We start from the raw sequence: 24,742 nt of genomic DNA on the forward strand, positions 1-24,742 counted from the left end.
TCAGTTTGGCATTTTTTTAGTTCAGAGTTAATACCTCTTAATCACCGCAGAGAGTCCTCACTCTTCAGATAGCATCAAAGCACGTTATTCAATGCAACGATCAACCTGTCTACTTCCTCTGGTGTTGAATAGTGAACCAGAGAAAAACGTAACACACCTTCAGATGAATCTATCTCCATAGCTTCGAGCAAACGAACCGAATAGAAATGCCCTGCACCACATAGTACTCCTTGCTTACCCAAGTTCTCCGCTACTTCAATAGGAGAACGGTTTAGCGGAACAACCGATACCGTCGCAGCTCTGTTGCTTACCGGGCCGATAAGCTTTAGGTCATCTCTTTTATCAATATAATCCAACAACATGTTCAGTGGTTCTTTCTCTCCCTCCCTAAGTAGATCTCTTACCGCTTGAGCTTTTTCACTCTTGGTTGCTGCTTCATTCTTGTAGTAATGTTGATAGATTGCTTCGAAGTAATCACAAACGCCTTTAACAGCAGCGATCTGCGCATGATCAGGGCCAGCAGGCATAAGCCTTTTTTCTCTGATCTCTGCATTGAAAAAATGTCCCTGATTGCTCAGATTCTCAGCCATATCATTCGTAATCACCATCACCCCTAAATGTGGGCCATAAACCTTGTAAAGGGAGAAAAGATAGATATCAGCACCTAATGCTGGCACATCTGGCAGGCCATGCCCGGCAAAGGAGACACCATCCACAACCGTTCGGATATTATGAGATTTAGCGATTTCACAGATCTCTGAAACCGGGTTTATTTCCCCCAATATATTGGAGCAATGAGGAAAGGTCAGTAACCTGGTTTTATCCGAAATCAGCGCTTTAAGTTTGTCGATATACAGAGCCCCTGTTTCACCATCAATCTGCCACTCCTTTACCACAATACCTAGCTGTTCAAACCTTCTCCATGCACCAATATTGGCTTCATGATCCTGATTGGTGACGATTATCTCATCACCTGCCTTAAGCCAACCCATCATGGCATTGGCAAGAACATAGGTATTTTGAGAGGTGGAAGGCCCAAAGTAGATATTCTCAGCCTCGACATTCAGCCAGGCGGATAATGATGTGTAGGCTTCATTCATCATATTGCCGGCTTTCATTGAAACCGCATTCGGATAATAGGGCTGAACTTTACACTGGCGATAGTACTCTTCAAGACGCTCCATCACCTGGCGACACATATAAGAACCGCCAGCGTTTTCTGCAAAAACCGTATCTGACAAACTGATGTCGCTAAACGCGGGGAACTGCTTACGAACAAAATCTCTATCCAACTGAGTCATGATGCTTCCTTTGCTTTTTCTGATCTATAAACAATGTAGTCTAAACCAATGACCAGAACTGAGCCCGATGTCCGTTTCTTATATGCTGACTGACTGCATCAAGCAAAAACCGTATATTTCTTTGTAGAAAGCTCATAAAAATACGGTATGATTTCAATCAGGTAACATCGTCAGCTGGTAAATACGTATGTCTCAAACTCAGATTGTCTCCGATCAGGATCAAGCCATTCTAAGCGCAAAACGCTACATTGTTATTCACGCCTTAGAAGCAGGTGTCGATGGAAAACTGCTAACCAATACTCAGCTGAATGAGCAATACGGTATCGTGGCGGGTACTATTCAGCGTGCGCTGACTTCCCTTAAAAACAGTGGAGCGCTTATCACCCGCTCGAAAGGTCATATGGGACGTGTGATTACTCAGATGGACACGGGTTTGTGCTGGAGCATGGCAAAACTGAAACCGGTACAACTTTTGATGCCAAGCAGCGGTTCTATCGAGATAGACATACTGATCAAAAATATCACCAGCAAACTCAGTCAGCTAAATATTCCTTACTTTATCTCCAATGAACCCGGTGGTGAAAATCGAATAGAGAAAGTCATCGCTGGAGACTACGATATCGCCCTTGTTTCTCAAGGTGCGGCTGAAAACATGCAAAATAGCCTGACTGAAGAACAGGTTAAGACGCTTGAGCCAAACACCTACTACTCACTAAACCGACTTGTGATTGTCTCAAGAGATTCAGACTCCACAGAGCAGTGGAAAAACATCGCTATTGACCGCAACTCTTCTGACCATACCAGGATCACCGAAGCGGAATTTCCTCAGACGAACGGATTTGAATATACCGAGACTGATTTTCGCCAAATCCCTGCTCGTGTCCTTAGAAAAGAAGTCGATGCAGGTCTGTGGCATATTACATCCAGCCCGGTACCACTTTCTTTCTCTGGGTTGAAAGCCTCCAAATTCACAAACGAATCTGCAATTTCAATCCATCAAAGCTTGTCTGCTGCTACTTTTGTTATCAATCCAAATCGACCTGAGTTAACTTCTTTATTGGCTGAGTTGGAAAATCAGGAAATTGTCGAGCAACAAAAAAAGGCTTTTGCAGAGGAAGATCCTTATACAAAAGCCTTTGACTAGCTAAGCAGTCTAATTGGGCAGAGCTTACTCTTTCACAAGTTCTGCTGTTTTCGCCTGTAACTGCGGCTTCTCAACATGAACAGGGCGATGCTTACAAACCAGATCATAGTAAGCATCTATCTGACTAAGCTTCTCCTCTTCCGCCCAGCCAAGCAGTTCCTGCATCTCCTGAGCGATCAAGCCAACCTTCTCAAGACCACCTTTATTGTCCCAGAAGAACTCCGAGGTACGTCTTACCAGCACATCTTTAAGTGAGCAGGCTGCTTCTTCTTTCACACAATAATGGATCTCTGCTGATGTCAGGCCGCGTTTAGACAAGTCCGTACGAAGTGCTTCATCACTGAGCCAATACTCTGCAACTTTGAAGGCGTTGTAGCCGTACCTTGATGCCCAAACCAAAGCCTGTTTCGTTGGAATGCCCTTCTCTTCCAAACCAGATATCACCATATTCTTCGAATAAGGCTTTTTACCCTTTAATGGCTTATCGGGCTCTGGATGTGAACCGGAGATACCAATTTTGCTTGCACTATATGGAACCAAATCTGGTGCCAGATATTTGTACTGATCATGTTTAACAACCGCATCTAACAACTGTTTAGCCATGACACGATTACTGGTCAGCTTGCCTCCTATAATCGAGAAGATACCGGAATCACTCTGCATAATCTGATGCTCTCGTGGAGTCTTACTGTTATTAAGATCATCCTTTGGCGCAATCAGTGGTCGTAAGCCTGCCCATGAACCAATGACATGATCTTCAGTAAGCTTCGCCTCTGGCATCAGATGGTTCGCAACATTCAGCAAGTAACGGATATCCTCTTTCTCTGGATGGACGTCATTCAGGTCACCGTCATAAGTCGTATCTGTGGTGCCAATAAACACTCTGTCGTCCTGAGTGGAAGGAATCGGCCAGACAACACGTCCATCATCCGGTGAGCGCATAAAGATCGCTGAATGCAGAGGAAAATCCTTCTTGCGAAGAACAATATGAACCCCTTTTGTTGGCCTCAATACCTTCGAGTCTGGCTTTTCAAAGCGCAGGACATTGTCACTCCACGGCCCAGTTGAATTCACAACATAGTGGCCTTTAATCACCTGCTCTACACCAGTGAGCGTATCTCTTACCTGAACACCATCGCACTTATTATCGCTGTAGGTTAAGCCTGTCACTTCACAATGATTCAGCACCTGAGCGCCATGTTCTGCCGCACTTTTAACCGTATCAATGGTTACGCGTGCATCATCAGTAGATACATCATAGAACATAGCCGCACCGAGCAAGCCTTCTGCCCGGAACTGTGGCTGCCTTTTCAGCACCTGTTCCTTGCTAAGCATTTTATGACGACGCTTGTTCCAGTTTCCGGATACAAAATCGTAGAAAGTCAGCCCCAGATTTAACAGCCATTTTTTGTCTGGCGTATTGTCATAAAACATATACAAGAATGGCTGAACCTTGGTGAGGTGAGGAGCAAGGCGTAAAGCCAGTTCTCTTTCTCTGACTGACTCTGCCACCAAACCAAACTGGTATGTTTCCAGATAACGCAAACCACCATGAATCAGTTTAGAAGAACGGCTTGATGTGCCAGACGCAAAATCTTCCTTCTCAACCAGAATCACCTTAAGACCCCGAAGGGCGGCATCACGGGCAATCGCGGCACCCGTAATACCTCCGCCTACGACAACAAGATCAAACGTGATACCTTCCAGTTGCTGTAAACTTGCTCTTCTCATTATTCTTTACTCCATTCCCTTGAGCGTTCAACGGCTTTTTTCCAGGTTTTGTACTGCTTATCCCGCACTGTCTCGTCCGCTTGTGGTGAAAAGACTTTCTTATTCCTGCCTATCGCAAAGGCTTCTTTTTCGGACTTCCACAAACCAACACCCAATCCAGCCATCAATGCTGCACCAAGGCTGGTTGCTTCAACATTGCGAGGGCGAATAACATCCACACCCAACTGATCGGCCTGGAACTGCACCAGAAGATCGTTCTTCGAAGCGCCTCCATCAACAGCAATACTCTTGATATCAAAACCAGATATTTCCTGCATGGCAGTAACAAAATCACGCACCGAATAGACGATGCCTTCCAATGTCGCTCTTACGATATGGCCACGAGTTGTACCCGGCGATACACCTAAAATCGTACCGCGTGCATAAGAGTCCCAGTAAGGAGCAGACAGCCCGGTAAGAGCAGGAACAAAGTAAACACCACCGTTGTCCTCAACCTTGCCAGCCACCGCTTCTGACTCAGCAGAAGAGTCAATAATCTGAAGACCATCTCTTAACCATTGAACCGCAGAGCCTGTACAGCCAGCGTACCCTTCTAATGCGTAGTGAGTTTTACCCTCTTTACGCCATGCTATCTGGCAGACAATACCACTACCTGTGTCTATTTTTGGCTCTGTGCCAATCAACATATCGAGGAAGGTACCCGTACCGTGGGTACACTTAATCATACCCGGCTCAACACACTCCTGAGAAAACAAAGCAGCATGTTGGTCTGCAATCAGCCCGGAAATAGGCACGCTGCCACCCATGACCTGCTCATCTGTCAGGCCAATATTTGCGGAGTCATCAACAACGGTTGGGAACAGAGATAAAGGCAAGCCCAGAGCACTTAACCACTCTTCATACCATTCATCATTAACCAGATCGTACGAGCCCGTTACCGACGCATTCGAAGCACTGATGACATGTTGATTCCCACCTGTCAGGCAGTAAACCAGCCACGAATCAATTGTACCGAAAGCCAGCTCACCAGCTTCTGCGCGCTCCTTCATCAGAGGGACGTTATCCATCATCCATTCAAGGCTAAGACTTGAATAAACAGGCGCTAACGCCCAGCCAGTTCGACTATAGACCTTCTCTCCCCACTCTGCGGATAGCTCTTCTGCACGAGCAGCAGTTCGGGTATCCTGCCAAACAATGGCTTTTGTTATAGGCTGGCCTGTACTTCTGTCCCACACCACGCTGGTTGCGCGCTGGTTAGTAATACCAATACAGGAAACATCGTTCATTCTTATAGAGAGACTTTCCAGTGCCTGGTCGATCATCTTCTGGGTCACATCCCAGATTTCATTGGCGTCCTGTTCAACACGATCCGGAGCCGGATGATAGTTAGGAAACTCGCTATAAGCCTGAGCAAGAATATGACTGCGCTGGTTATAAATAAGCGCTCTGATACCTGTGGTTCCCGCATCAATAACTAAGATATATTTGTCCATAATATTTCTCCCTTATGTGATTGTTATTGAAAGGCAACTTGCAAGAAGATAAGTGCCGAAGTGACAGGCCAGATAGCGCTGGCAGGTGGATCAATATGAGTATCGGCCCGAATTAGCCAGAAGCGAGCAAATAGCTGTCCGGTAACGGCAGCGATTAAACCAGCAAGGGCACCGATTATAACCAGCATAGTTTCGCTCTCTACAACACCCATAAATAGCGAGACCGCGACAGCACTTACTAACGTTATATGGTGAGTAGCTGGCACCAGTACATTCATCGCAAGAAACAAGAGCGAAACCGCAGAGATAGCAAAACCAACCAGAATAACACCCGGTGCTTCCGGATAAGCTTTCAGTAGTTCGAGTGCAGCCCACGAAGACATAGCACCAACAAAAACACCTAGCCAGGCAGTCATAGAAAATGTGTCCTGATAAGCCAGCCACGAATGCTGCTCACACGTTTTGAATCGATCCAGACCTTTTTTCCCTTCGCAATGCTGACCTACAATACCGCATTCGCTATACATTAACCGTGCGACAACCGCCGAAATAACAACCGTCAGTGCTACAGAGTCTGTGTTTGCTCCGATACCGTCTATCGATGCAATGATCGACTGCACTACATAACCAAACACACCAAAGCCTGCACCCACCAGCAATACGCTCGGGCGGCTTAAGCTCACTAAGGGGGTAACAATATCTCGGCCACTTTCCAACCAGCCTTTCTTAGCGGCATAAGCGGCGGCAGCAACACCCGCGGCAAAGGAAATATGCGGACCAAAGAATGGTCCAAGTCCGATTAGATTCAGGAAGCTGGCATCACCACCTCCCACTAATACTGCGATACCAACCAGTATTGCGATACCGGTAAATACGAATGCAACCAATCCTCCAAAGGTTGCTCCAAGGAAACCACCCGCAGCGGCTCCGAATAATCCCATGACACTGATATTGAAGAGATTCTCCATCCTTTTGTCCTCTTTAACGTTATTGGTAATGGCCAACGTCAACCTTTTGTTGTTTTATTGGTTATAGCCATAAAAAAGTGGCTTCCGGACAGCTGAGGGTACCTGCCACCGGAAACCTAAGATTGATCTAGTCCAGACCAAGTTTTCCTGGGTTTAGAATTGAATTAGGGTCCAGCGCGGCTTTTATTTTTCTAAGGATCAAATGCGCTTCACCGATAGAGCGTCGGCTGTATGGTGAACGGGCTAAACCACCACCATGATGATGAGAAAGTTCAGCACCATGCTTGATACAGACCTCCATCGTGGTACTCCATATTTTCTTGAGTGTTTCAACAGATGCTTCATTGCTTTCCTCCTGTCCTAGCAGGATGACGTACATTGATGTTCCCTGATTGTAGATATGCGAGAAGTGCGAAATGACCTCGTTCGCAAGAGGGTCCAGTTCTTTCTTAAGATCCTCCCAAAGACCATGGATTGAATCCCAGTTATGTGCGATTTCAATGGTTTCACCAAAGCCTCCTTTAGAGGCCAGAAGGTTTTCCACCGTAGAGAAATCGAATCTTCTGTCCATCCAGCCCAGAACACCTTCTGGACCTATCGCTTCACCACCATGTTTCGTTGCGATCTGATTCAATACTCCTTGTTCTGCGTCTACCATTGCAGGTAAACCACGGCTGCCTAAGAACAGTACTGGGCTATCGAATGTTTTATCCTGCATGGCATGACGAGCTTCTTCGGTATCGTAGAAACGAACAAGGCAAGGTTTCAGATTCGACGCCGCAATCTCTCTCATCAGAGCCAGGCCATCTTTCACGGTAGGAATCGCATAGGTCATAAAGGCTTCTGCTTCCTGAATCGGGAAGATTTTCAGCGTCACCGAAGTAATCACGCCTAATGTGCCTTCAGAGCCAAGGAAGATTTGTCTTAGATCAGGTCCCATCGCAGCGCGAGGGTTTGCTTTTAACGTCATCTTCTCACCAGTAGCAAGAATCACATCGTAACCCACGACCAGATCTTCAATACCACCATACATGGAAGAGAACTGACCTGTAGCCAGAGTTGCTAACCATCCACCAACGGTAGAACGATAAAGTGACTGTGGAGAGTGCCCCATTGTCCAGCCCTGTTTTTTCAGCAGCTCTTCAAGGTCACCACCGTTAAAACTACAGGTTGCTGTCACCGTCATATTGGCTTCATTCACCGAGTAGCTGCTTGGTATTTCCGAAATATCTAAAACAATACCGCCCTTAGTCGGTAGCGGCTGGCCCGTTACTGAAGATGCGAGTGCACGTACGGTTACCGGCACTTTTTCCTGGTTTGCCAACTCCAGAACCTGACAAATATCGTCATCACTTTCTGCTCGGACAACAATATCTGCCTTGTTTGGATGTTCCCCTATCAGGTTGAGTTTTGTCATCAAAGGCCAGGTATCGTGACTGCTCGCCTCCAGGTCTTTTTGCAACGTGGAAACCTTCTGCTCTCCAAGCGCTTCACGTAGTGCCGATGCTGTTAACTGATAATTACTCATAATTCCCTCTTAACTGAATATTTGATCGCGCCAATTAGTAAAAAATCGTCTTTCTTAAGTTAACACTCCATATTTGGAGTAATCAATATTTTGACTATTGATCTAATGTGGCGTATTGTCAAAGTGAGATTTTCAAAACGAGAGCTGACGCATACATCTGGCTAAAATCTGTACTCCTTTTAGCTAGTGGTGATGCTTAAAGAGGGTGGGACATGCTTACTGATCTAAATGAGGTATATCGAGATTCAGTATCAGCACAAGAGGCTGTTGGAATCATTAAACGGTGTGTTCATCGTGGGTTTTGTAATGCAACCTGTCCGACCTTTATAGAGACTGGCGACCAAAACAGTGGCCCAAGAGGGCGGATCTATATCATTCGATCTTTTCTAGAGGGAAAAACGTTAAGCTCAGAAGAGAAGGAACATCTCGACTTATGCCTTGCATGCCGTAGCTGTCAGACAACCTGCCCTGCCAGTATTGAGTTTGGACGTTTGATCAATATTGCCAGAGAGATGATCGAAGCCGAAACCACACGTTCATTGAAAGAGCGTCTAATACGCTGGTCAATACGCCAAACAATCCCCTATCCGGAACGTATTTCCAGAGCGGTCACTATTGGTCGTATTCTATCTCCTGTATTACCGAGACCTCTTGCAAAGAAGATCCCGGCGAAGGGAAAAAATCCGATGCAACCCGATGCGAAAGCAAGAATAAAGACGGCTACTTCCAGCCAACGAACCGTGCTTATCCTTAAAGGATGCGCACAACCTTCCATCACACCAAACACCAATATTGCTGCTCGCAATGTACTTGCCAAACTCGGTATACATACTCAGGAAATACCCGGCTGTTGTGGTTCGGTGAACGTAAACCTTGGCGATGTTGAAAGTGCAAAGGCTAAGATGCGAAGTAATATCGACAACTGGTGGCCGCTGATTGAAGACGGTATTGAAGCTATTACTTCTCTATCTTCAAGCTGCGAACTGATGCTAAGCGAATATGTAAAGTATCTAAAAGACGATCCTAATTACGGCAATAAAGCCGCTAAATTAAGCAAAATAGTCAAGAACATCGGTGAAATACTCGTTAATGAAGATCTATCCAGATTCACTACCAAAACACCAACTTCTAAACTTGCTCTGCATACACCGTGTTCTTTAAGGCATGGTTTAGAAAAGCATGAGTTACCGGAACAGATACTAAAACAGCTTGGTATAACCCTCACCCAAAGTGAAGATAACCATATCTGCTGTGGATCCGGTGGTACTTACTCTCTCCTTCAATCTGAGATGAGCCAAAAGCTGCTTCGAAACAAAATTACCGCATTGAATCTCGAATCTCCTACCCTGATAGCAACATCCAATGCCAGTTGTCAGGTGCACCTTGCCTCTGAAACAGCACAACCAGTGAAACACTGGATTGAGATTGTAGATAGCTTATTGACGCATAAAGAATAAAGTAACTGTAGCTGAGCGTACGGAACGAAACCAGGCAGGAACAATACTTGGCAATCCTGTTCTATTTTTAGTTTTCACGAGATGTATTCATTATCTCTTCAATGGCATCTGCAGACATGGGTTTATAGTTTACGAAACCTTGTATCTGGTCACAGCCGTAGTGCTTCAGAGAGGTGAGTTGTTCTTCAGTTTCGACACCTTCAGCAATAACTTCTAGGCCCAAGTTTCGGGCGAAATCTACGATTGATCGAATGATTGCTACGTCTTTTTCCTGCTCGGGAATACAGTCCACAAAAGACTTATCAATTTTTAGCTGTGAGATGGGCAGTAGTTTGAGTTGCCCCAGAGAGGAATAACCGGTACCAAAATCGTCAATAGCCATCCGAATACCTAACTCTCGTAACGTTGTCAACGCTTGCTGGAAGCCTCCATCGTTAGGCTCACTGGCAATCAACGAGTCTTCTGTAATCTCTATTTCGAATAGCTCGGGTTTGACGGAATACTTTTTCAACTCACTTTCAATGAAGTCGCAAAAATCATCACTATTTAACTGACTAGCGGACACATTGACGGCAATTGTTAACTCAGAGCAAACGGTATCTTGCCAACTTGCTAGCTGCTTTATGGCAGTAGAGATAACCCATTTCCCGATAGGTACAAGCATGCCCGCCATTTCTGCAACTGGTATAAACTCAGAAGGTGGAATCTGTTCTTTGTCACCCCGGTCCCAGCGTATCAGCGCTTCTACCCCAATAACCTGATCGCTGATTGAACACATCTTTGGCTGATAATGCAGATAGAAATTATCGTTGTCCAACGCCTCTCGAAGCTCATTTTCCATTGACCAGTTTCTGATGGTTTCCTGTGTTAGCTCAGATGAATAAAACTTAAGTTTCTCGTCCACTGAACTTTTGGCCTGATACATGGCTGTATCTGCATTTCTGAGTAGTTTGTCATGTGTCTTACCATCATCAGGATAGACACTAATACCAATACTGGCCTTAACGTGCAGACTATATTCAAGAACGTTAAACGGTGTATTGAACTCCTCCAAAATTCGGTGTGTTAGAGCCGTTATATCATGGGCACTTTCTACTGAGTCGAGCAAAATAGCGAATTCATCGCCACCTAATCGAGCCACTGAGTCATACGCACGAACCGCGTTCTTTAAGCGGCTCGCGACCTGAATAAGAAGCTCGTCTCCGACATGGTGCCCAAGCGAGTCGTTAATGTTCTTAAACCTGTCCAGATCAATAAACAACAAGGCAACTTTAAGGCCTGAGCGTTGAGAACGCTGGATAGAACCTTCCATCAAGCGGTGGAACAGAGTTCGATTAGGCAAATCAGTCAGGGCATCATGATGAGCAATATGGGTTAGCCTCTCCTGAGACAGTTTCTGCACGGATATGTCCTGCAAAGTACCCACAACTTTGGTACTACCATCTCTTTCCAATCGTCCCTGAATGACAACAAATAGCGTTTTGTGTTCATTTATTTGTATGCGCGTTTCCAGCCTGAACGGCTCATTTTTGTTTAGCGTGTTATCTAATAAAAAATGAAAATTATGGCGATCAGAGGTATGAACTAGGTCGACAAAGTACTGTATCCCGTGCTCGTAACTGGTACCGGGAATCCCAATCATTTTGCAAAGATTCATAGAAAACCTGAGCTGATCTTTTTCTGTATCCAGCTCCCAATGCCCGAGGCGAGCAATTTCCTGCGCATACTCAAGGCGTTTTTCACTCTCTTTAAGTGCAAGATAATCCCGACGGGAGCGAAGAATATAGCGAAGACGATAGCCAAAAAGTGACCAATTAATCGGCTTCACAATAAAATCTGTTGCCCCATAATTGTATGCGCTTTCGATAGACTCCCTATCATCCATGCTTGTGATCATAACAACAGGAGTATCATTCCCGTGCCTAGCCTGCCGGATATAACTACAAATATCAAACCCACTAAAATCAGGTAGATTAATATCCAGCAAAATAATGTCGAAGGTATACTGATGAAACAAGTCCAGAGCCAGTTTTCCATTCTCAGCTTCAAATACTTCAAACTCATTCATCTGATTGATGGCCTCACTGAGGAGCAACCGCGACACGGCATCATCTTCAACAATCAGAACCTTCTTATTATCCATCAACGGCCTCACTCGCTTTTTCGTTGAGGTAGACCTCAAAGTACTGCTTAACACTGGTTGATTCATTGCTAATGAACTGGATCAGTTCACTGGCTTGATCTGAATCTTGATCTTTTGCTGCAACTTCTAACTTACGACTTAACTCCGAAAGGGTTAATGCCCCCACATTTGCGCTGCTCGACTTTAAGCTATGCGCAGCGAATCTTAGATTTTCGTAATCGTCATACTCACTAAACGTCGATATTGCGTTGTCCAAAGAGGTTAAAAACATATCGATCACCTTATCGATAAGATGACCTGAGTCGGAAGGGTGAATGTCGTTTATCGCCTGCAATACCGATGGATCAACCACGGGTGTGTCTTTGTCGGATTCTTGACCCTCTTGCTCTTCAATATGATGAGATGTTAACTGAGGGTACTCTCTTGGCGTAGCAAGCTTTCCACGAATCACATCTAATAGCTGAGTCCGGGAAAACGGCTTGCTTAAGTAGCTATCCATTCCCGCTTCCAGACAACGCTCCATATCTCCTTCCATTGCATTTGCGGTCAATGCAATGACAGGCAAACTATTAGCATTTAATGCCTCTTCCTGAGCTCTGATCGCTCTTGTTGCATCCAGCCCGTCCATAACCGGCATTTGAATATCCATCAATACCAGGTCATAAACCCCTTGTTTTAACTTTGAAATTGCCTCTCTACCATTAATTGCCGCATCCACCTGAAGCCCCATAGACTCCAGCATGATGGTTGCTACCTCCTGATTGACCTCGTTGTCTTCCACCAGCAAGATCTTGTAGGGGTATGAGAACACAAAGTCTTCAACGTCTGAAGGTTCAGCCTCAAGAGGCGCTTCAGTATCAACCACCCTCTCGCTTGAGCTCAGTGGAACTGTAAACACAAAGCAGCTGCCTTTACCTTTTTGAGAGTCGACCTGAATCACTCCCCCCATCATTGACACAATCTGTTTAGCTATTGAAAGTCCAAGACCAGTGCCTCCAAACTTACGAGTTGTAGAGCTGTCCGCCTGAGCAAAGGACGTGAATATGTGATCCAGCTTTTCAGGTGCTATTCCGATTCCCGTATCATTAACTTCAAATCGGATCATCTCCTCCCCGTCAGCCGAATAAGGGGAGACTCTAATGGTGACATTGCCCTTTTCAGTAAACTTAATCGCATTGCTAATTAAGTTAATCAGGATTTGTCGCAGACGGACCGGATCACCGTTGTAGATGTTAGTCAATGAGGGGTGATAAGAGATGACTAAATCCAGGTTCTTCTTCATCGCCTGCTCACTAAAGAGGCTTCCAAGGTTATCTATCAACTCACGCAAGTTGAACGGAATATTTTCGATGGCCATCTTTCCGGATTCAATTTTCGAAAAATCGAGAATATCGTTGATGATCGAGAGCAGGTTCTCCCCCGACTGGTGACTGATGGATGCAAAGTGACGCTGCTTTTCTGTGAGTTCGCTATTTAGCAGCAACTCTGTCATACCAAGAATGCCATTCATTGGCGTGCGAATTTCGTGGCTCATGGTTGCGAGAAACTCACTTTTTGCTTTGTTTGCAGCTTCTGCCCGCTCTTTTTCTGCCACAAGTTCTACCGTCCTGCGCTCAACTTCCGCTTCCAGATTATCTCTGTGTTGCTCAAGTTTTCGTTCCCTGATATCGACTTGCTCTAACATCATGTTGAACCCGGTCATCAAAGCGCCAATTTCATCTCTGCGATCATTATTGATTCTGAGGTGATAATCCTTGTTCTGAGAAACTCTCTCCATGGTATTGGTCAGAGAGAGTATTGGTTGAGAGATATGCCTTTGCATACGGTTTGAAGCGATGTAAGCCACTATTGTTCCAAGTAAAATACAGGCAAATGCAAAAGGAATTTGCATGACGAGCTTCTGTTTCAACCCACCCAAATCGTCAATAATGACAACATGACCAATCACCTTCTCGTTGAGAATAATTGGCTCGGCTTCAACTAAATACCCATCTAACTCCATGTTTATATCATCAACTTTAAGTCTTATGCTCTTTAGCTTTTCATTGCCTGATTTCACATATTCCGCGAGAGGCTCAGAGTCAGAAGTGTAAATTCGGGCCATCACTATTTCAGGTTTCGCAGACAAACTCTGGAGGGTTTCCAGAGCAGCAACTGAGTCCGAGAAACTGACAGAAGCGGTGTTCTGACTGGCAATGATTCTTGCTAGTGTGGTGAGTTCATTTTTTGACTCTACGTAGGAATCACTATACTGAACGACAGCAGTTAATATGGTGATCACGAATGCCACCAGAGTTCCCGAGACAAACCCGAGCACCGTTAACTGATTTCTGATGGATGGTTGTTTCCTATACATCCTGCCTACTTCCTTACTCATCAACCAAAATTGCTAGTTTCAGCAAATGGGAGCTGATATGTAGCTCCTGCGTTTCAAGTAACCCAACATTAATCTGAAACCTTAGCCGCTGCTCAATTTCAGTCAGGTTGATTAAGCCACCACTTTTAATAAAACGTTCATCGTCGCTAATGGTGATAACTTGCTTCTCGTCTATCAGGGAAAGAATATAGCGGTACCTTTTCCTCTCTTCAGGTGCAATATAAAGTACATGGCACCGTTTAAAATCACTTACCTCGCTGGGCATGATGACACGGCTCAATCTCTTACCAATCGTCTTACCTTCTATACCTTGTAGCCGTTCTATGACTTCATTGCTTCCATATAGACAGAAGTTTATAGATGTCATGTCACTGCGGCTCTGGCTCTCTGGCCAGCTAGTAAACTTTGCGATGTTATAGATATAAGCCGATTTCAGGTTCGCAAGCGTCTCCTGTTTTGCCTGTGCAGGAACAACTAACTGCACCAGTAACAAAACTGAAAATACTACTTGTCTTGCGTAACTAAATCGTGACATAAAGCAGCCCTACCAGTTCATCGTTGCACTGACAAAAACGCTTCTTTCTATCGCGGTAACCGTGGTCCAGGTTTCAGAATTGTTGAACTCTGAGTGACTGCTATGCAAGATATTCTTCCCGACAAGTGCTAGCTGAACCCAGTCCGTAGCTAACCAACCGAGTCTTACGTCGGCATTTGTGAAGGCTTCGATATTATCACCGTCATAAAGTGTCCACTTTTGCTCGTCTTTATAAAAAACTCGTAAATCCAATTCCCAGTTAGATGCAATATCATAGCTTGCCCACGCAGATACCTGATGATTAGGTGATCGATCTTCCACAAGGGATATCAAAGAATCATTGTAAACATTCGACTGAATATCATTCAGATCAACTTCATTAAACGAGTAACTCAGCTTATATCGGCTGTATTCAGTTGCATGCCAGGTTGCCAACAACTCACTCCCATATGCATGACCAGAAGTGTTATTCGCCAGTGTGAGCTCTAGGGTGCATAAGGTCATGCTGCTGCAGTCGGGAGTACCTTGGGTATAACTTCTTACATTTTCGTAGTCATTGAAGTAAATGTTCCAGTCTAAAGCCAGTGCCGATATGGGCATCCATCGCATACCAAGTTCATATGCATTTACCTCTTCCGAATCAAACGAATCTGATCCTTCTACTGTCACCAGTAATGGAAGAGGCATTCCAGGAATGGTACCAGCAGGAGAACTGAGGGTTACTACACTGATATCGTTCTCGCCCCGCGAAGGAATACGTGTTGCTCTTGATATCGCTCCCCAGAGAGTAAATTGCATGGTAGGTACCCAACTCATTCTTATGTTCGGTTGGACCTCTATATCGCTGTAAGTATTCCCTTCTACTTTAGTCCCTAAGGTTAGAGATATATCTGATTCCGTAAACTCAATCGTATCTTGTGCAAATAGGTTCCAAATATTGAGTTCATCTTTCTCTTGATCTACTTTGAATAACAAGCCACTCTCTATCTTGTTTTGATTCCATCGATATCCCCCTCCCCAAACTACGGTGTTGTCTGTAAAGGGTTTAAATTGATGCTCAACGCTCAGATCTATGGTATCTGAGCGCTCGTCATAACGAATATCATCCCGCTCATAATAGTCATACCAAAGCTGCACGCTCAGCTCCGAATCTAACCCCATAGGTTTGCTCCAACGAGTATTTAGATTGCCTCCATTCGTCCCTACAGTGTCTTGAACTCGATAAGGAATAAATGGTGCACTAGTAGCAACAGCGGTTAGATCCTGATCAAGATCGTGGTCAAAAATATCACCCTGTACAGTGAGTAAATGCCCCATATCTCCCTGCCAATCCATACGAAAGCCTGACTGGAGGTAATCTGCATCGGTATTAAGCTTGTTTCCCTTGGTATCGACGTTCTCATCTAGCTTTCTTGTTTTCGCATAGACACGCATTTGTGTATTTTCTGATACATCCGCACCAAACCTACCAACAGCTAAACCTTTTAGTTCGTTTCCGGCGGCAAGCTTTATCAACGTACCTTTAGTGTCAGCGGCCTCTTTGGTAATGATGTTAATAACACCATTTACGGCATTGGTTCCCCATAATGTCGCTCCGGGTCCACGAATAACCTCTATTCTTTCGATGTCATCAAGTGCGTACTCATGGTTTTCCCAAAACACACCTGAGTAGGTAGAGGTGTAGACACTTCTACCATCAATCAACACCAGTAGCTTATTCTCTAGTCGGCCATTAAAGCCTCGCATACCGATTGCCCACTTATTATTGTCAACCTGAGCAACATGCATGCCGGGAACAAATTTCAAAACTTCTGGAATGGAGGTCGCACCGGATCGTCGAATCTCGTTTTGAGTGACGACATATACTGCTGCTGCGGCATTAGATAGTTTTTCTGATTTCTTACTTACTGAAGTGACTTCAATCTGCATTAAGTCTTCAAGACTTAGCTCAGTGAAGTCCTGTGAATAGCCAGCGAAGGCGAAAAATAGAGGCAATACCCCTACAATTTTTGATCTGGTAACCATAACCAATGACTCCTGACAAACTCTATAAAAGCGAACACATCCTGTGTTTCTTATTTAGCTCATATTTTTATTTGTTATATAAACTTGAAGAATTTTAAGAGCTAATATAATAGTTTTACCTTATATAGCCTTCATATGATACTAGTTAGGTATTATTTTCTTAATTAGTTGGCACAAATCGATACACACTTTGATCTTCGGCAGAAAAAGTACTGAACCTCCATCAAGATGCGCAAACTTCAGTGGTTAAATTTCATTCATAACAACAAGTAATTGTGCGCTTTATAAGTAAAGCAAGTAATTTTAGAAATGAGCAACTTTTTGATGAATTTTAGAGTAAAAACCCTTTGGTCACGCTTTATAAAGAGTGCATGAAGTGATAGTTAAGCCACTTCTTTATGAAACTGTTTTCTATATAATAAATTCAGTACGGAAATACATCAGGATAAAAAATGAAATCTTTTCAATGGGATAAAAGCTTCGAGACTGGCATTGCTGATGTTGATGAACAGCACAAATATCTTGTCTCTCTGGTGAACAAGTACAGTACAATGACCGCCGAACAGAAATACTCTGCTGTAGAAAGCGCAAAAGTACTGAACGAACTCACAGAATACACGCTTTACCACTTTCATGAAGAAGAGAGGATGATGGTAAAAGCGGGCGTAGCTAAAGAGCACCGGGATGAGCACTTTGCTACCCATCAAAAGTTCGTTCAGGATCTAAAAGAGTTCGCAGATTCCTTCGATTCATACAGTGAAGAACATTCCACCCAACTGCTCGACTTTCTTGTGAACTGGCTGGTATATCACATACTTGGCAGCGACCAAAATATGGCGAGACAAGTCAACGCCATTGAAAAAGGTATGGACCCGAAGCAAGCTTATCTTGATGAAGAACGTGAACACGACGAAGCGGTTGGGCCATTGTTGAAAGCCCTAAAAGCGATGTTTGAGCAAGTCTCAGATCGAAATAAAGAACTTATTCTGCTGAATCAGTCTCTGGAAGATAAGGTTGAACTGCGCACGAAAGAACTCTCTGATGCCAATCGAAAGCTTGAGAAACTCTCTCTGACCGATGCTCTCACTCAGCTTCCAAATCGTCGATACGCCATGAACGCAATAGACAGGCATTGGAAAGCATCTGTTGATCAAAAGACGTCTCTCGCATGTATGCTACTTGATGTCGACCTGTTCAAGCAGGTTAACGACAATGCAGGGCATGACGCAGGGGATGACTTGCTAAAGACCCTGTCAGAAACCTTTTTATCAAAATATCGCAGTGAAGATGAAGTTTGCCGACTAGGTGGCGATGAATTTCTTGTTATATGCCCCGGACTTAATCTTCATCAAGCTATGAGTTTGGCAAATACCGTACTCACCAAGGTACAGGCTATCAAAATCCAATATGAAAATTACTGCTGGGAAGGCAGTATCAGTGTTGGCGTTGCTGAACTTGACGAATCTATGCTAGAAGCCAGCGAACTGATAAAAGCCGCAGACACATCTGTTTATCTCGCTAAGGACGCAGGTAAAAATTGTGTAAGAGCCATTCAGCTGAGTTAAAACAACGATTCGATTCTTCTCGTCTTATATTTTAAATGGTTCGATATGGAGTTTGTTGTGAAAAAGCTATCATTGATTGTTGTCCCTCTTCTGTTTTTGCTCTCTGCTGATCCCGCTGCAGCCAGATACTGCACAACTAAAAACTGGGAAACCTCAACGAGTTATTACAAAAAGCAAGAGAAGAGATACAACGGGAATGTTAAAGCTGCCAATATCGAGATCGAGCAATATAACAGTTACGAGTTTCTCCAGGATAGCTTTAACTCTGATCAGTTAGCTCAGATTTGGCTAGGTGATAATGACGCAGCAAAACTCGCTCTCAACACTCAGAAAGATCTCTTTATGGATGAAGTTATAAAACTCAACAAAGTTAGAAGCAAAATCCTCGCCACCATGAAAAAACTAAAAACCAATAAAGAGCTATGGGAAAAACTGGCGGACTACTGCTACGACGAAGATAATTATAAAGATTACAAAGCCGGTCGCGACAATATGAGAAAAGGAATTAACCTTCAAAAACAAGCAGACGAACTACTCTCTAAAGTAGAACGAATAAAGCTTAGATACCTAAAAGAAGTTGGTTTGATCAACAGCTCAAAAGACAAAGCCAGGGAGCATTGCGAAAGCACCGGCGCTACATGTGGTGATTTTGATTAAACTGCTGAAATAGCCTATACATCAGCGCTAAAAACGCAGCCAACCCCAAAAACTGAGGTTGGCTTTTTTGTTACTTCTACTCTTTGCGCTTATGCTTTGGAACGTAGTTCAGAATTGATATAGGAACCTCTTTCTTAGGAGTAAACCCTTCGATAGTGCGTCGCTCTATAAGATGTCCAAGGCGGCTTTCAATCATACAAAGGTTCTTAAAACTATCTTTAGAGACTAAAGACAAAGCTTCACCAGCCGCATCTGCACGCCCTGTACGACCAATACGGTGTACATACTCATCCGCAGGATATGGAAGGTCGTAGTTGATAACGCAAGGCAGGTTATCAATATCAATACCACGAGCCGCAACGCCTGTTGCAATCAGATATTTGAGTTCACCAGACTTAAAGGATTCCAGAACCTTATTACGTGATGCCTGATTTCTTCCACCGTGAATCGCATCAGCAGCAATGCCACGTTTTTCCAGTTGAGAAACCAGTTTTGCAGCGCCATGTTTGGTTTCAATAAAGATCAAAGCCTGTTCCCAGCGATCTTCCTTAAGCAGATGCGCTAACAGAGCTGACTTTGTATCTTTATCTACAGTAATTAACCATTGTTCGATATTCGCTTTGGAGGCCGCATGTTTAGTAATACTGATTTCATGCGGATCGTTGATGGCAGATCTCGCTAGCTCACGAACCGGGTTAGACAACGTTGCTGAAAATAACAGGTTCTGTATGTCTTCCGGCAAACGAGCAATAATTTTATTTATGTCCTCGATAAAGCCCATATCCAGCATTCGATCTGCTTCATCCAATACAAGGATTTCAGCCTCATCAAAGTGAACCGCTCGTTGACCATATAGATCAATCAAACGACCAGGCGTTGCCACCAGGATATCGATTCCTTCGATCAAGCGAGCTTTTTGTGGCGCATCATCTACACCGCCAAATACCGCCATCGCTTTAAGGCCAAGGTGCTTGCCATACACTTCGATGCTCTTCTCAACCTGAATAGCCAACTCTCGTGTTGGTACGAGAATCACTGCACGAGCACGCTTTTTGCGCTGAGTTTCACCCTTGCTTAGCATTTCCAAGATAGGTAACACAAAACTAGCGGTTTTACCTGTACCAGTTTGCGCAGCAGCAATCAGATTCTCTCCTTTCAGAACAACCGGAATGGCCTTCTTCTGAATAATGGTAGGAGTTTCATAACCGGCATCGGCTACGGCTTTAACGATAGGATCGCTTAATCCAAGTTTAGAAAATGACATGGGAATCTCTGATGGCTGGTAGGAATGGCCGCTAGTCTAGTTGTAGAAGCGGTTCGGGGCAAGCTGAGAATGCTTGCCCTATTGATTTACCATTGCTCTTAAGCAAAACGAGCTTTGCATGACACCAAGAACGGTGTCCCGGAACCATTTGTGTGAAGCATCGTTGTCATATTTAGGGTGCCATATAAGCCAATACCTCTGCTTTGGAACACGAAACGGCATAGGGAAGTAAGTGACAGGAAAGTTCTGTTTCATGCTAATCGCTATATGCTCTGGTATCACAAGGAGTAAGTCTCTGCGGCATATTGCAGATAAAGCCGATGAAAAAAAAGGGACAGTAAATTGTACTCGTCGGCTTAACCCTTGTTCTGATAACCATTGGTCCACAAAACTATCTTTATCACCGCCTCCAACAACGGAAGCGTGATTAAAGCTTAGAAAGCTATCCAGATCCAGTGAGGATGATTTTGCCAGTGGATGCTTTGTACTCATAACGCATACCGGATGATCTTCACCAATAAGCATTCCAGATAATCCATCAGGTGGCTTTGGCAATGTACTTGATACTAACTGAATATCCAGTTCACCCAGGTGTTCATATTTTTTAGGAGACCAAGAGTGGTAAATAACATTCAGATCCGGAGCTTCCTCTCCTAATTTATCAACAAGGTCGGGCATAAAATATTGAGCCACATGATCGGATGAAGCTATAGCCACCTGCCCTTCCCACCGAGCTGGCTCAAAGACCTCGGGCTCAAACAGATGGTCACACTCAGTCAGCAGCCCATCTAGCTTCCCCTTAAGCTGTTCGGCTCTAGGAGTCGGAACCAAATGGTTTTTCTCCCGAACCAGTAACTGATCATCAAACAGTTCCCTAAGCTGAGTGAGCTGGCGACTAACTGCAGACTGGGTGAGGTGTAAACGCTCAGCGGCATGGCTAACGTGGCACTCTTCCAGCAGTATTTGTAAAGTTCGCAATAAGTTAAGGTTATTATTTTTCACTTTATACCAACGCTTTTCGATTATTGGGTATATTTAACTCTATAACTGACAAATAATATTAATCTCTTTACTATTAAAAATATTAACGAATAAAATTTCTATATCTATATTATACCAACAATCGACCTGTTACATTCCTGTTAATTGATTTACTTTTATTCAACGTTATAGCAATCACTAGTCTAAACTAATTAACTAAGATTTATGTTTCTCTGTCTTTATTAAATAAGATAGATCACATTATTTAGATTTTGATATTAATCAAATTCGTAAAAATATTGTGATGTAACTCAATAGATAAAGTCATCAGTAATGCCGATAGTTAATCACTCTTAACTTTAAAGGTATCGCATAAACTTTTGCAAATATGCCGATTACTCTCTTGCCCGAAAGTTCTTGTCGATCACTCACCCAAGCCAATAACCACTTATTTATCAAAAATTTAAATTATTCCAAAAGCGTGAGAAGCAGTCGTACTTTTCCCGTAATGAGAATGATTTAAAGAGTATTCATTTACCCCAAAGCAGCTTGTTCATTTTTCAAACAACTTACCACTATGAGCAATCATCATAGTGGTAATGAAAATTTGTTGTTTCAAAGAATCTCCCTCCTCTTGATAGCGTTTAATCACTCCACAAGCGAACGCTTTTTAATGAAACATATTTGAATTTTCTCCGAGGTACACATGAAAAAAATCGTTAATACAGAGCTAGCGCCTAAAGCAATCGGCCCATATTCACAGGGAACTAGCTTGGCAGATATGGTTTTCACATCAGGCCAACTGCCTTTAGATCCTGAATCAATGGAGATCGTAAGTGGCGGAATCAAAGAGCAGGCTCGACAGTCACTTGTGAACCTAAAAGCCGTTCTTGAAGAAGCCGGAGCATCACTAGATACGGTTTTGAAAACCTGCTGCTTTTTATCTGACATGAACGACTTTGTCGCATTCAACGAAGTTTATACCGATGTATTTGGTACCGAAGGGGCACCAGCTCGTTCATGTGTTGAAGTTGCACGCCTTCCAAAAGATGTGCTGGTCGAAGTCGAAGCTATCGCTTTCACCAAGTAACCTTTAGGTGCCATAACATGAAATCTCTAGAAACAACCATTCCAAACGTATTAAAAAGTATCGAAAACCAGTTTGCATCTCCATGTTTAAGCGAAGGTTTTGAGGCGCATGACCTTGAATTGGTGCGTAGTTTTCATAGCCAACTACCTGGCTATGAACGAACTCCGCTGCACTCGCTTGATGCTTTGGCAGAAAAACTTGGTATTGGCCGAATCCTATTGAAGGATGAAGACTATCGCTTTGATTTAAATGCATTTAAGGTGCTCGGTGGCTCATATGCAGTGGCTCGCCTGCTAGGTAATAAATACGACATTCCTACCGATCAGTTAAGTCTGGATAACCTAAAAGCAAAAATTACTGAGCCAATGACCTTCACTTCTGCTACCGATGGAAATCACGGTCGAGGTTTAGCTTGGGCAGCAGATAAATTGGGGCAGAATGCCGTTATTTATATGCCAGTGGGCACTGCTGAGGAGCGAGTGAACAACATTCAGAAGCTCGGTGCAGAAGTCATTGTTACGGATGTTAACTATGACGACACAGTGCGTATTGCTTACGAAGCTTCTCAGAAGAATGGCTGGAAGTTTGTTCAAGATACCGCCTGGGAAGGGTACACCGATATACCTCTTTGGATCATGCAGGGTTATACAACCATTGTTAGTGAAAGTATTGAACAAATGCATGAGCTTGAAGTTGCTCCGACACACATCCTCTTACAAGCCGGTGTTGGCTCCATGGCAGGTGGTGTATTGGGCGCGTTTGCCAATCACTACGGGATAAACAACCTCACAAGTATCATCGTAGAGCCTGAAAGAGCCGACTGTATTTACCGCTCAGGTGTCACCGGAAATATCGTTAATGTTACTGATGATCTAGATACCATCATGGCTGGCTTGGCGTGCGGTGAACCTTGCTCTATCGGTTGGGATATTCTCAAAGCAAATGCATCAGGCTTTATGTCTTGCAACGACTCATTAGCAGCTACAGGTATGAGAGTTCTGGCAAACCCTATTGGAAATGATCCAAAAGTGGTTTCAGGCGAGTCCGGCGCCATCGGTTTGGGCGTCCTATATACCCTGGCAACACATCCTGACGCTAAAAACATAATGAAGCAATTTGGTTTCGATAAAAACTCGACGGTATTTATTCTAAGTACCGAAGGAAATACCGATCCTGTGAATTACCAAAACATAATTTGGAATGGTGCTTATTCAAGCTAACACTCCAAATTAAATAAATGTCAGCCAATATCAGTTTTAAAAAAATTTAAATATTAAAAATATAATTTCAATAACTTAAACGGAAACAAAATGAACAAAATATCAGAACAATTAGCGAAGGAAATGGCAGAATGGCGACACCATTTGCACCAACATCCTGAGTTTCAGTTTGATTTGCCAATGACCTCTAAATTCGTCGCTGACAAGCTCAGAGAATGGGGAATCGAGGTACACGAAAATATTGGGCAATCAGGTGTGGTTGGTGTTCTTCGTAAAGGTGACTGGGAAGGTAAAAAAGCGGTCGCTCTACGAGCTGATATGGACTGTATTAGCCTACAGGAAACAGGAAACGTTCCTTACAAATCGTGCATTCCAGGCAAAATGCATGGTTGTGGTCACGATGGTCATACGTCTTCACTACTAGGTGCAGCTAAGTATCTGGCTACTGAAGGTAACTTTAACGGAACCGTACATTTCCTATTCCAACCAGACGAAGAGAATGGTCAGGGCGCAACGGCAATGATCAATGATGGTCTGTTCGAAAAATTCCCTACCGATGAAGTTTACGGCTACCACAACGTACCCGGCTTTGAAGCGGGTTCAATTCACATGTCTTCGGGTGGTGTGATGGCAAGTGAAAACTTGTTCACCATTAACCTGGTTGGTCGTGGTGGTCATGCTTCCTCACCTCACATGTTAGCAGATCCGGTAGTTGCACTTTCTCAGGTTATTAGTGGTCTTCAGACTATCGTTTCGCGCACAATCAACCCAATGGAAACCGTCGTTTGTTCAGTAACAGAAATACTGACTGATGGCGCAAGAAACGTTGTACCGACAAAAATAACCATCAAGGGCGACTACCGAACATACACCACAAAAAATACCGATCTTGTAGAAAAACGTATGAACGAGATCGTCAAAGGGGCATGTGAAACTTACCACGTTGAAGGTGATGTGCATGTTTCCAGGGAATTTGTAGTTTCCTATAACTCCGTAGAGCAAACCAAAGCAGCGGCAAAAGCGGCGATTGCACTGGTAGGTGAAGACAAAGTCGATACCAACGGAGAGAAGAAAAGCTTCTCCGAAGATTTTGGTTTCTTCGCTGAAAAAGTATCAGGTTGCTACGTGTTTATTGGCAACGGTACAGAAGGTGCAAACGGCTATTTCCTTCATAACCCTAACTACGACTATAACGATGATATTTTGCCAGTAGCGGCTGGATTCTATTGTCAGATCATCGAACAACAACTAGCTTAATAAAAA

At 43.9% G+C, this 24,742-nt stretch carries 18 protein-coding genes; 7 read left to right on the plus strand and 11 right to left on the minus strand.

The annotated features are described in order from the left end of the window. Positions 1-74 precede the first annotated feature (74 nt). Entirely contained in the window at positions 75-1,301 is a 1,227-nt protein-coding gene (locus SNR28_RS08355; RefSeq protein WP_375748751.1) for an aminotransferase class V-fold PLP-dependent enzyme, read from the minus strand. 187 nt (positions 1,302-1,488) lie between these two features. On the opposite strand from SNR28_RS08355, the gene SNR28_RS08360 reads away from it, so the two are divergent. Next, positions 1,489-2,445 carry a YhfZ family protein gene (locus tag SNR28_RS08360; protein ID WP_375748752.1) on the plus strand — a complete coding sequence of 319 codons (957 nt, stop codon included), beginning with the start codon at positions 1,489-1,491 and terminating at the stop codon, positions 2,443-2,445. Between the two features lie 24 nt (positions 2,446-2,469). On the opposite strand, the gene SNR28_RS08365 is transcribed toward SNR28_RS08360, so the two are convergent. From SNR28_RS08365 to SNR28_RS08380, 4 genes are all read right to left on the minus strand, one after another. Next, on the minus strand, positions 2,470-4,176 hold the full coding sequence (locus tag SNR28_RS08365; RefSeq protein WP_375748753.1) for an FAD-dependent oxidoreductase: 1,707 nt from the start codon (positions 4,174-4,176) through the stop codon (positions 2,470-2,472). Beyond that, a complete protein-coding gene (locus tag SNR28_RS08370; protein ID WP_375748754.1) occupies positions 4,176-5,669 on the minus strand; it encodes an FGGY family carbohydrate kinase in 1,494 nt (497 codons plus the stop codon). The genes SNR28_RS08365 and SNR28_RS08370 overlap by 1 nt, the downstream gene beginning before the upstream one ends. Positions 5,670-5,692: 23 nt before the next feature. Further along, positions 5,693-6,637 carry a hypothetical protein gene (locus tag SNR28_RS08375; RefSeq protein ID WP_375748755.1) on the minus strand — a complete coding sequence of 315 codons (945 nt, stop codon included), beginning with the start codon at positions 6,635-6,637 and terminating at the stop codon, positions 5,693-5,695. Between the two features lie 127 nt (positions 6,638-6,764). Continuing rightward, complete coding sequence (locus SNR28_RS08380) at positions 6,765-8,165, minus strand: FAD-binding oxidoreductase (RefSeq protein WP_375748756.1); 1,401 nt, start codon at positions 8,163-8,165, stop codon at positions 6,765-6,767. A gap of 212 nt (positions 8,166-8,377) precedes the next feature. Here SNR28_RS08380 and glcF point away from each other — a divergent pair, with 212 nt between their 5' ends. Continuing rightward, positions 8,378-9,622, plus strand: coding sequence for a glycolate oxidase subunit GlcF (glcF, locus tag SNR28_RS08385; RefSeq protein ID WP_375748757.1), 1,245 nt, complete (start codon positions 8,378-8,380; stop codon positions 9,620-9,622). 67 nt (positions 9,623-9,689) lie between these two features. On the opposite strand, the gene SNR28_RS08390 is transcribed toward glcF, so the two are convergent. The 4 genes from SNR28_RS08390 to SNR28_RS08405 are packed head-to-tail and all read right to left on the minus strand — an operon-like array spanning position 9,690 to position 16,702. Beyond that, entirely contained in the window at positions 9,690-11,765 is a 2,076-nt protein-coding gene (locus SNR28_RS08390) for an EAL domain-containing protein (protein WP_375748758.1), read from the minus strand. Further along, entirely contained in the window at positions 11,758-14,121 is a 2,364-nt protein-coding gene (locus SNR28_RS08395; protein ID WP_375748759.1) for an ATP-binding protein, read from the minus strand. The genes SNR28_RS08390 and SNR28_RS08395 overlap by 8 nt, the downstream gene beginning before the upstream one ends. Positions 14,122-14,134: 13 nt before the next feature. Then, the gene (locus tag SNR28_RS08400) at positions 14,135-14,677 is read right to left on the minus strand and encodes a YfiR family protein (protein ID WP_375748760.1); all 543 of its coding nucleotides are present in this window, start codon (positions 14,675-14,677) and stop codon (positions 14,135-14,137) included. A 9-nt stretch (positions 14,678-14,686) separates the two neighbouring features. After that, positions 14,687-16,702, minus strand: a complete 2,016-nt coding sequence (locus SNR28_RS08405; RefSeq protein WP_375748761.1) for a TonB-dependent receptor plug domain-containing protein — start codon at positions 16,700-16,702, stop codon at positions 14,687-14,689. A 452-nt stretch (positions 16,703-17,154) separates the two neighbouring features. Between SNR28_RS08405 and SNR28_RS08410 the strand changes: the two genes are divergently transcribed. Together SNR28_RS08410 and SNR28_RS08415 are read left to right on the plus strand one after the other, a co-directional pair. After that, positions 17,155-18,267, plus strand: coding sequence for a GGDEF domain-containing protein (locus SNR28_RS08410; RefSeq protein WP_375748762.1), 1,113 nt, complete (start codon positions 17,155-17,157; stop codon positions 18,265-18,267). A 57-nt stretch (positions 18,268-18,324) separates the two neighbouring features. Continuing rightward, positions 18,325-18,924, plus strand: coding sequence for a hypothetical protein (locus SNR28_RS08415; RefSeq protein WP_375748763.1), 600 nt, complete (start codon positions 18,325-18,327; stop codon positions 18,922-18,924). A gap of 76 nt (positions 18,925-19,000) precedes the next feature. Here SNR28_RS08415 and SNR28_RS08420 read toward each other — a convergent pair whose 3' ends face one another. Continuing rightward, positions 19,001-20,188, minus strand: a complete 1,188-nt coding sequence (locus SNR28_RS08420) for a DEAD/DEAH box helicase (protein WP_375748764.1) — start codon at positions 20,186-20,188, stop codon at positions 19,001-19,003. Between the two features lie 78 nt (positions 20,189-20,266). Beyond that, positions 20,267-21,190 (minus strand): LysR family transcriptional regulator, encoded by a 924-nt coding sequence (locus tag SNR28_RS08425; protein ID WP_375748765.1) that lies wholly within the window; start codon positions 21,188-21,190, stop codon positions 20,267-20,269. Positions 21,191-21,875: 685 nt separating this feature from the next. On the opposite strand from SNR28_RS08425, the gene SNR28_RS08430 reads away from it, so the two are divergent. The 3 genes from SNR28_RS08430 (at position 21,876) to SNR28_RS08440 (ending at position 24,736) form a co-directional block, all read left to right on the plus strand. Beyond that, the gene (locus SNR28_RS08430) at positions 21,876-22,259 is read left to right on the plus strand and encodes a RidA family protein (protein WP_375748766.1); all 384 of its coding nucleotides are present in this window, start codon (positions 21,876-21,878) and stop codon (positions 22,257-22,259) included. Positions 22,260-22,276: 17 nt separating this feature from the next. Beyond that, complete coding sequence (gene dpaL / locus SNR28_RS08435; protein ID WP_375748767.1) at positions 22,277-23,479, plus strand: diaminopropionate ammonia-lyase; 1,203 nt, start codon at positions 22,277-22,279, stop codon at positions 23,477-23,479. A gap of 90 nt (positions 23,480-23,569) precedes the next feature. Beyond that, on the plus strand, positions 23,570-24,736 hold the full coding sequence (locus tag SNR28_RS08440; RefSeq protein ID WP_375748768.1) for an amidohydrolase: 1,167 nt from the start codon (positions 23,570-23,572) through the stop codon (positions 24,734-24,736). The last annotated feature ends 6 nt before the right edge of the window (positions 24,737-24,742 follow it).

Origin of the sequence: Vibrio iocasae (genome assembly GCF_042245395.1) — a bacterium.
Classification (GTDB): Bacteria; Pseudomonadota; Gammaproteobacteria; order Enterobacterales; family Vibrionaceae; genus Vibrio; species Vibrio iocasae.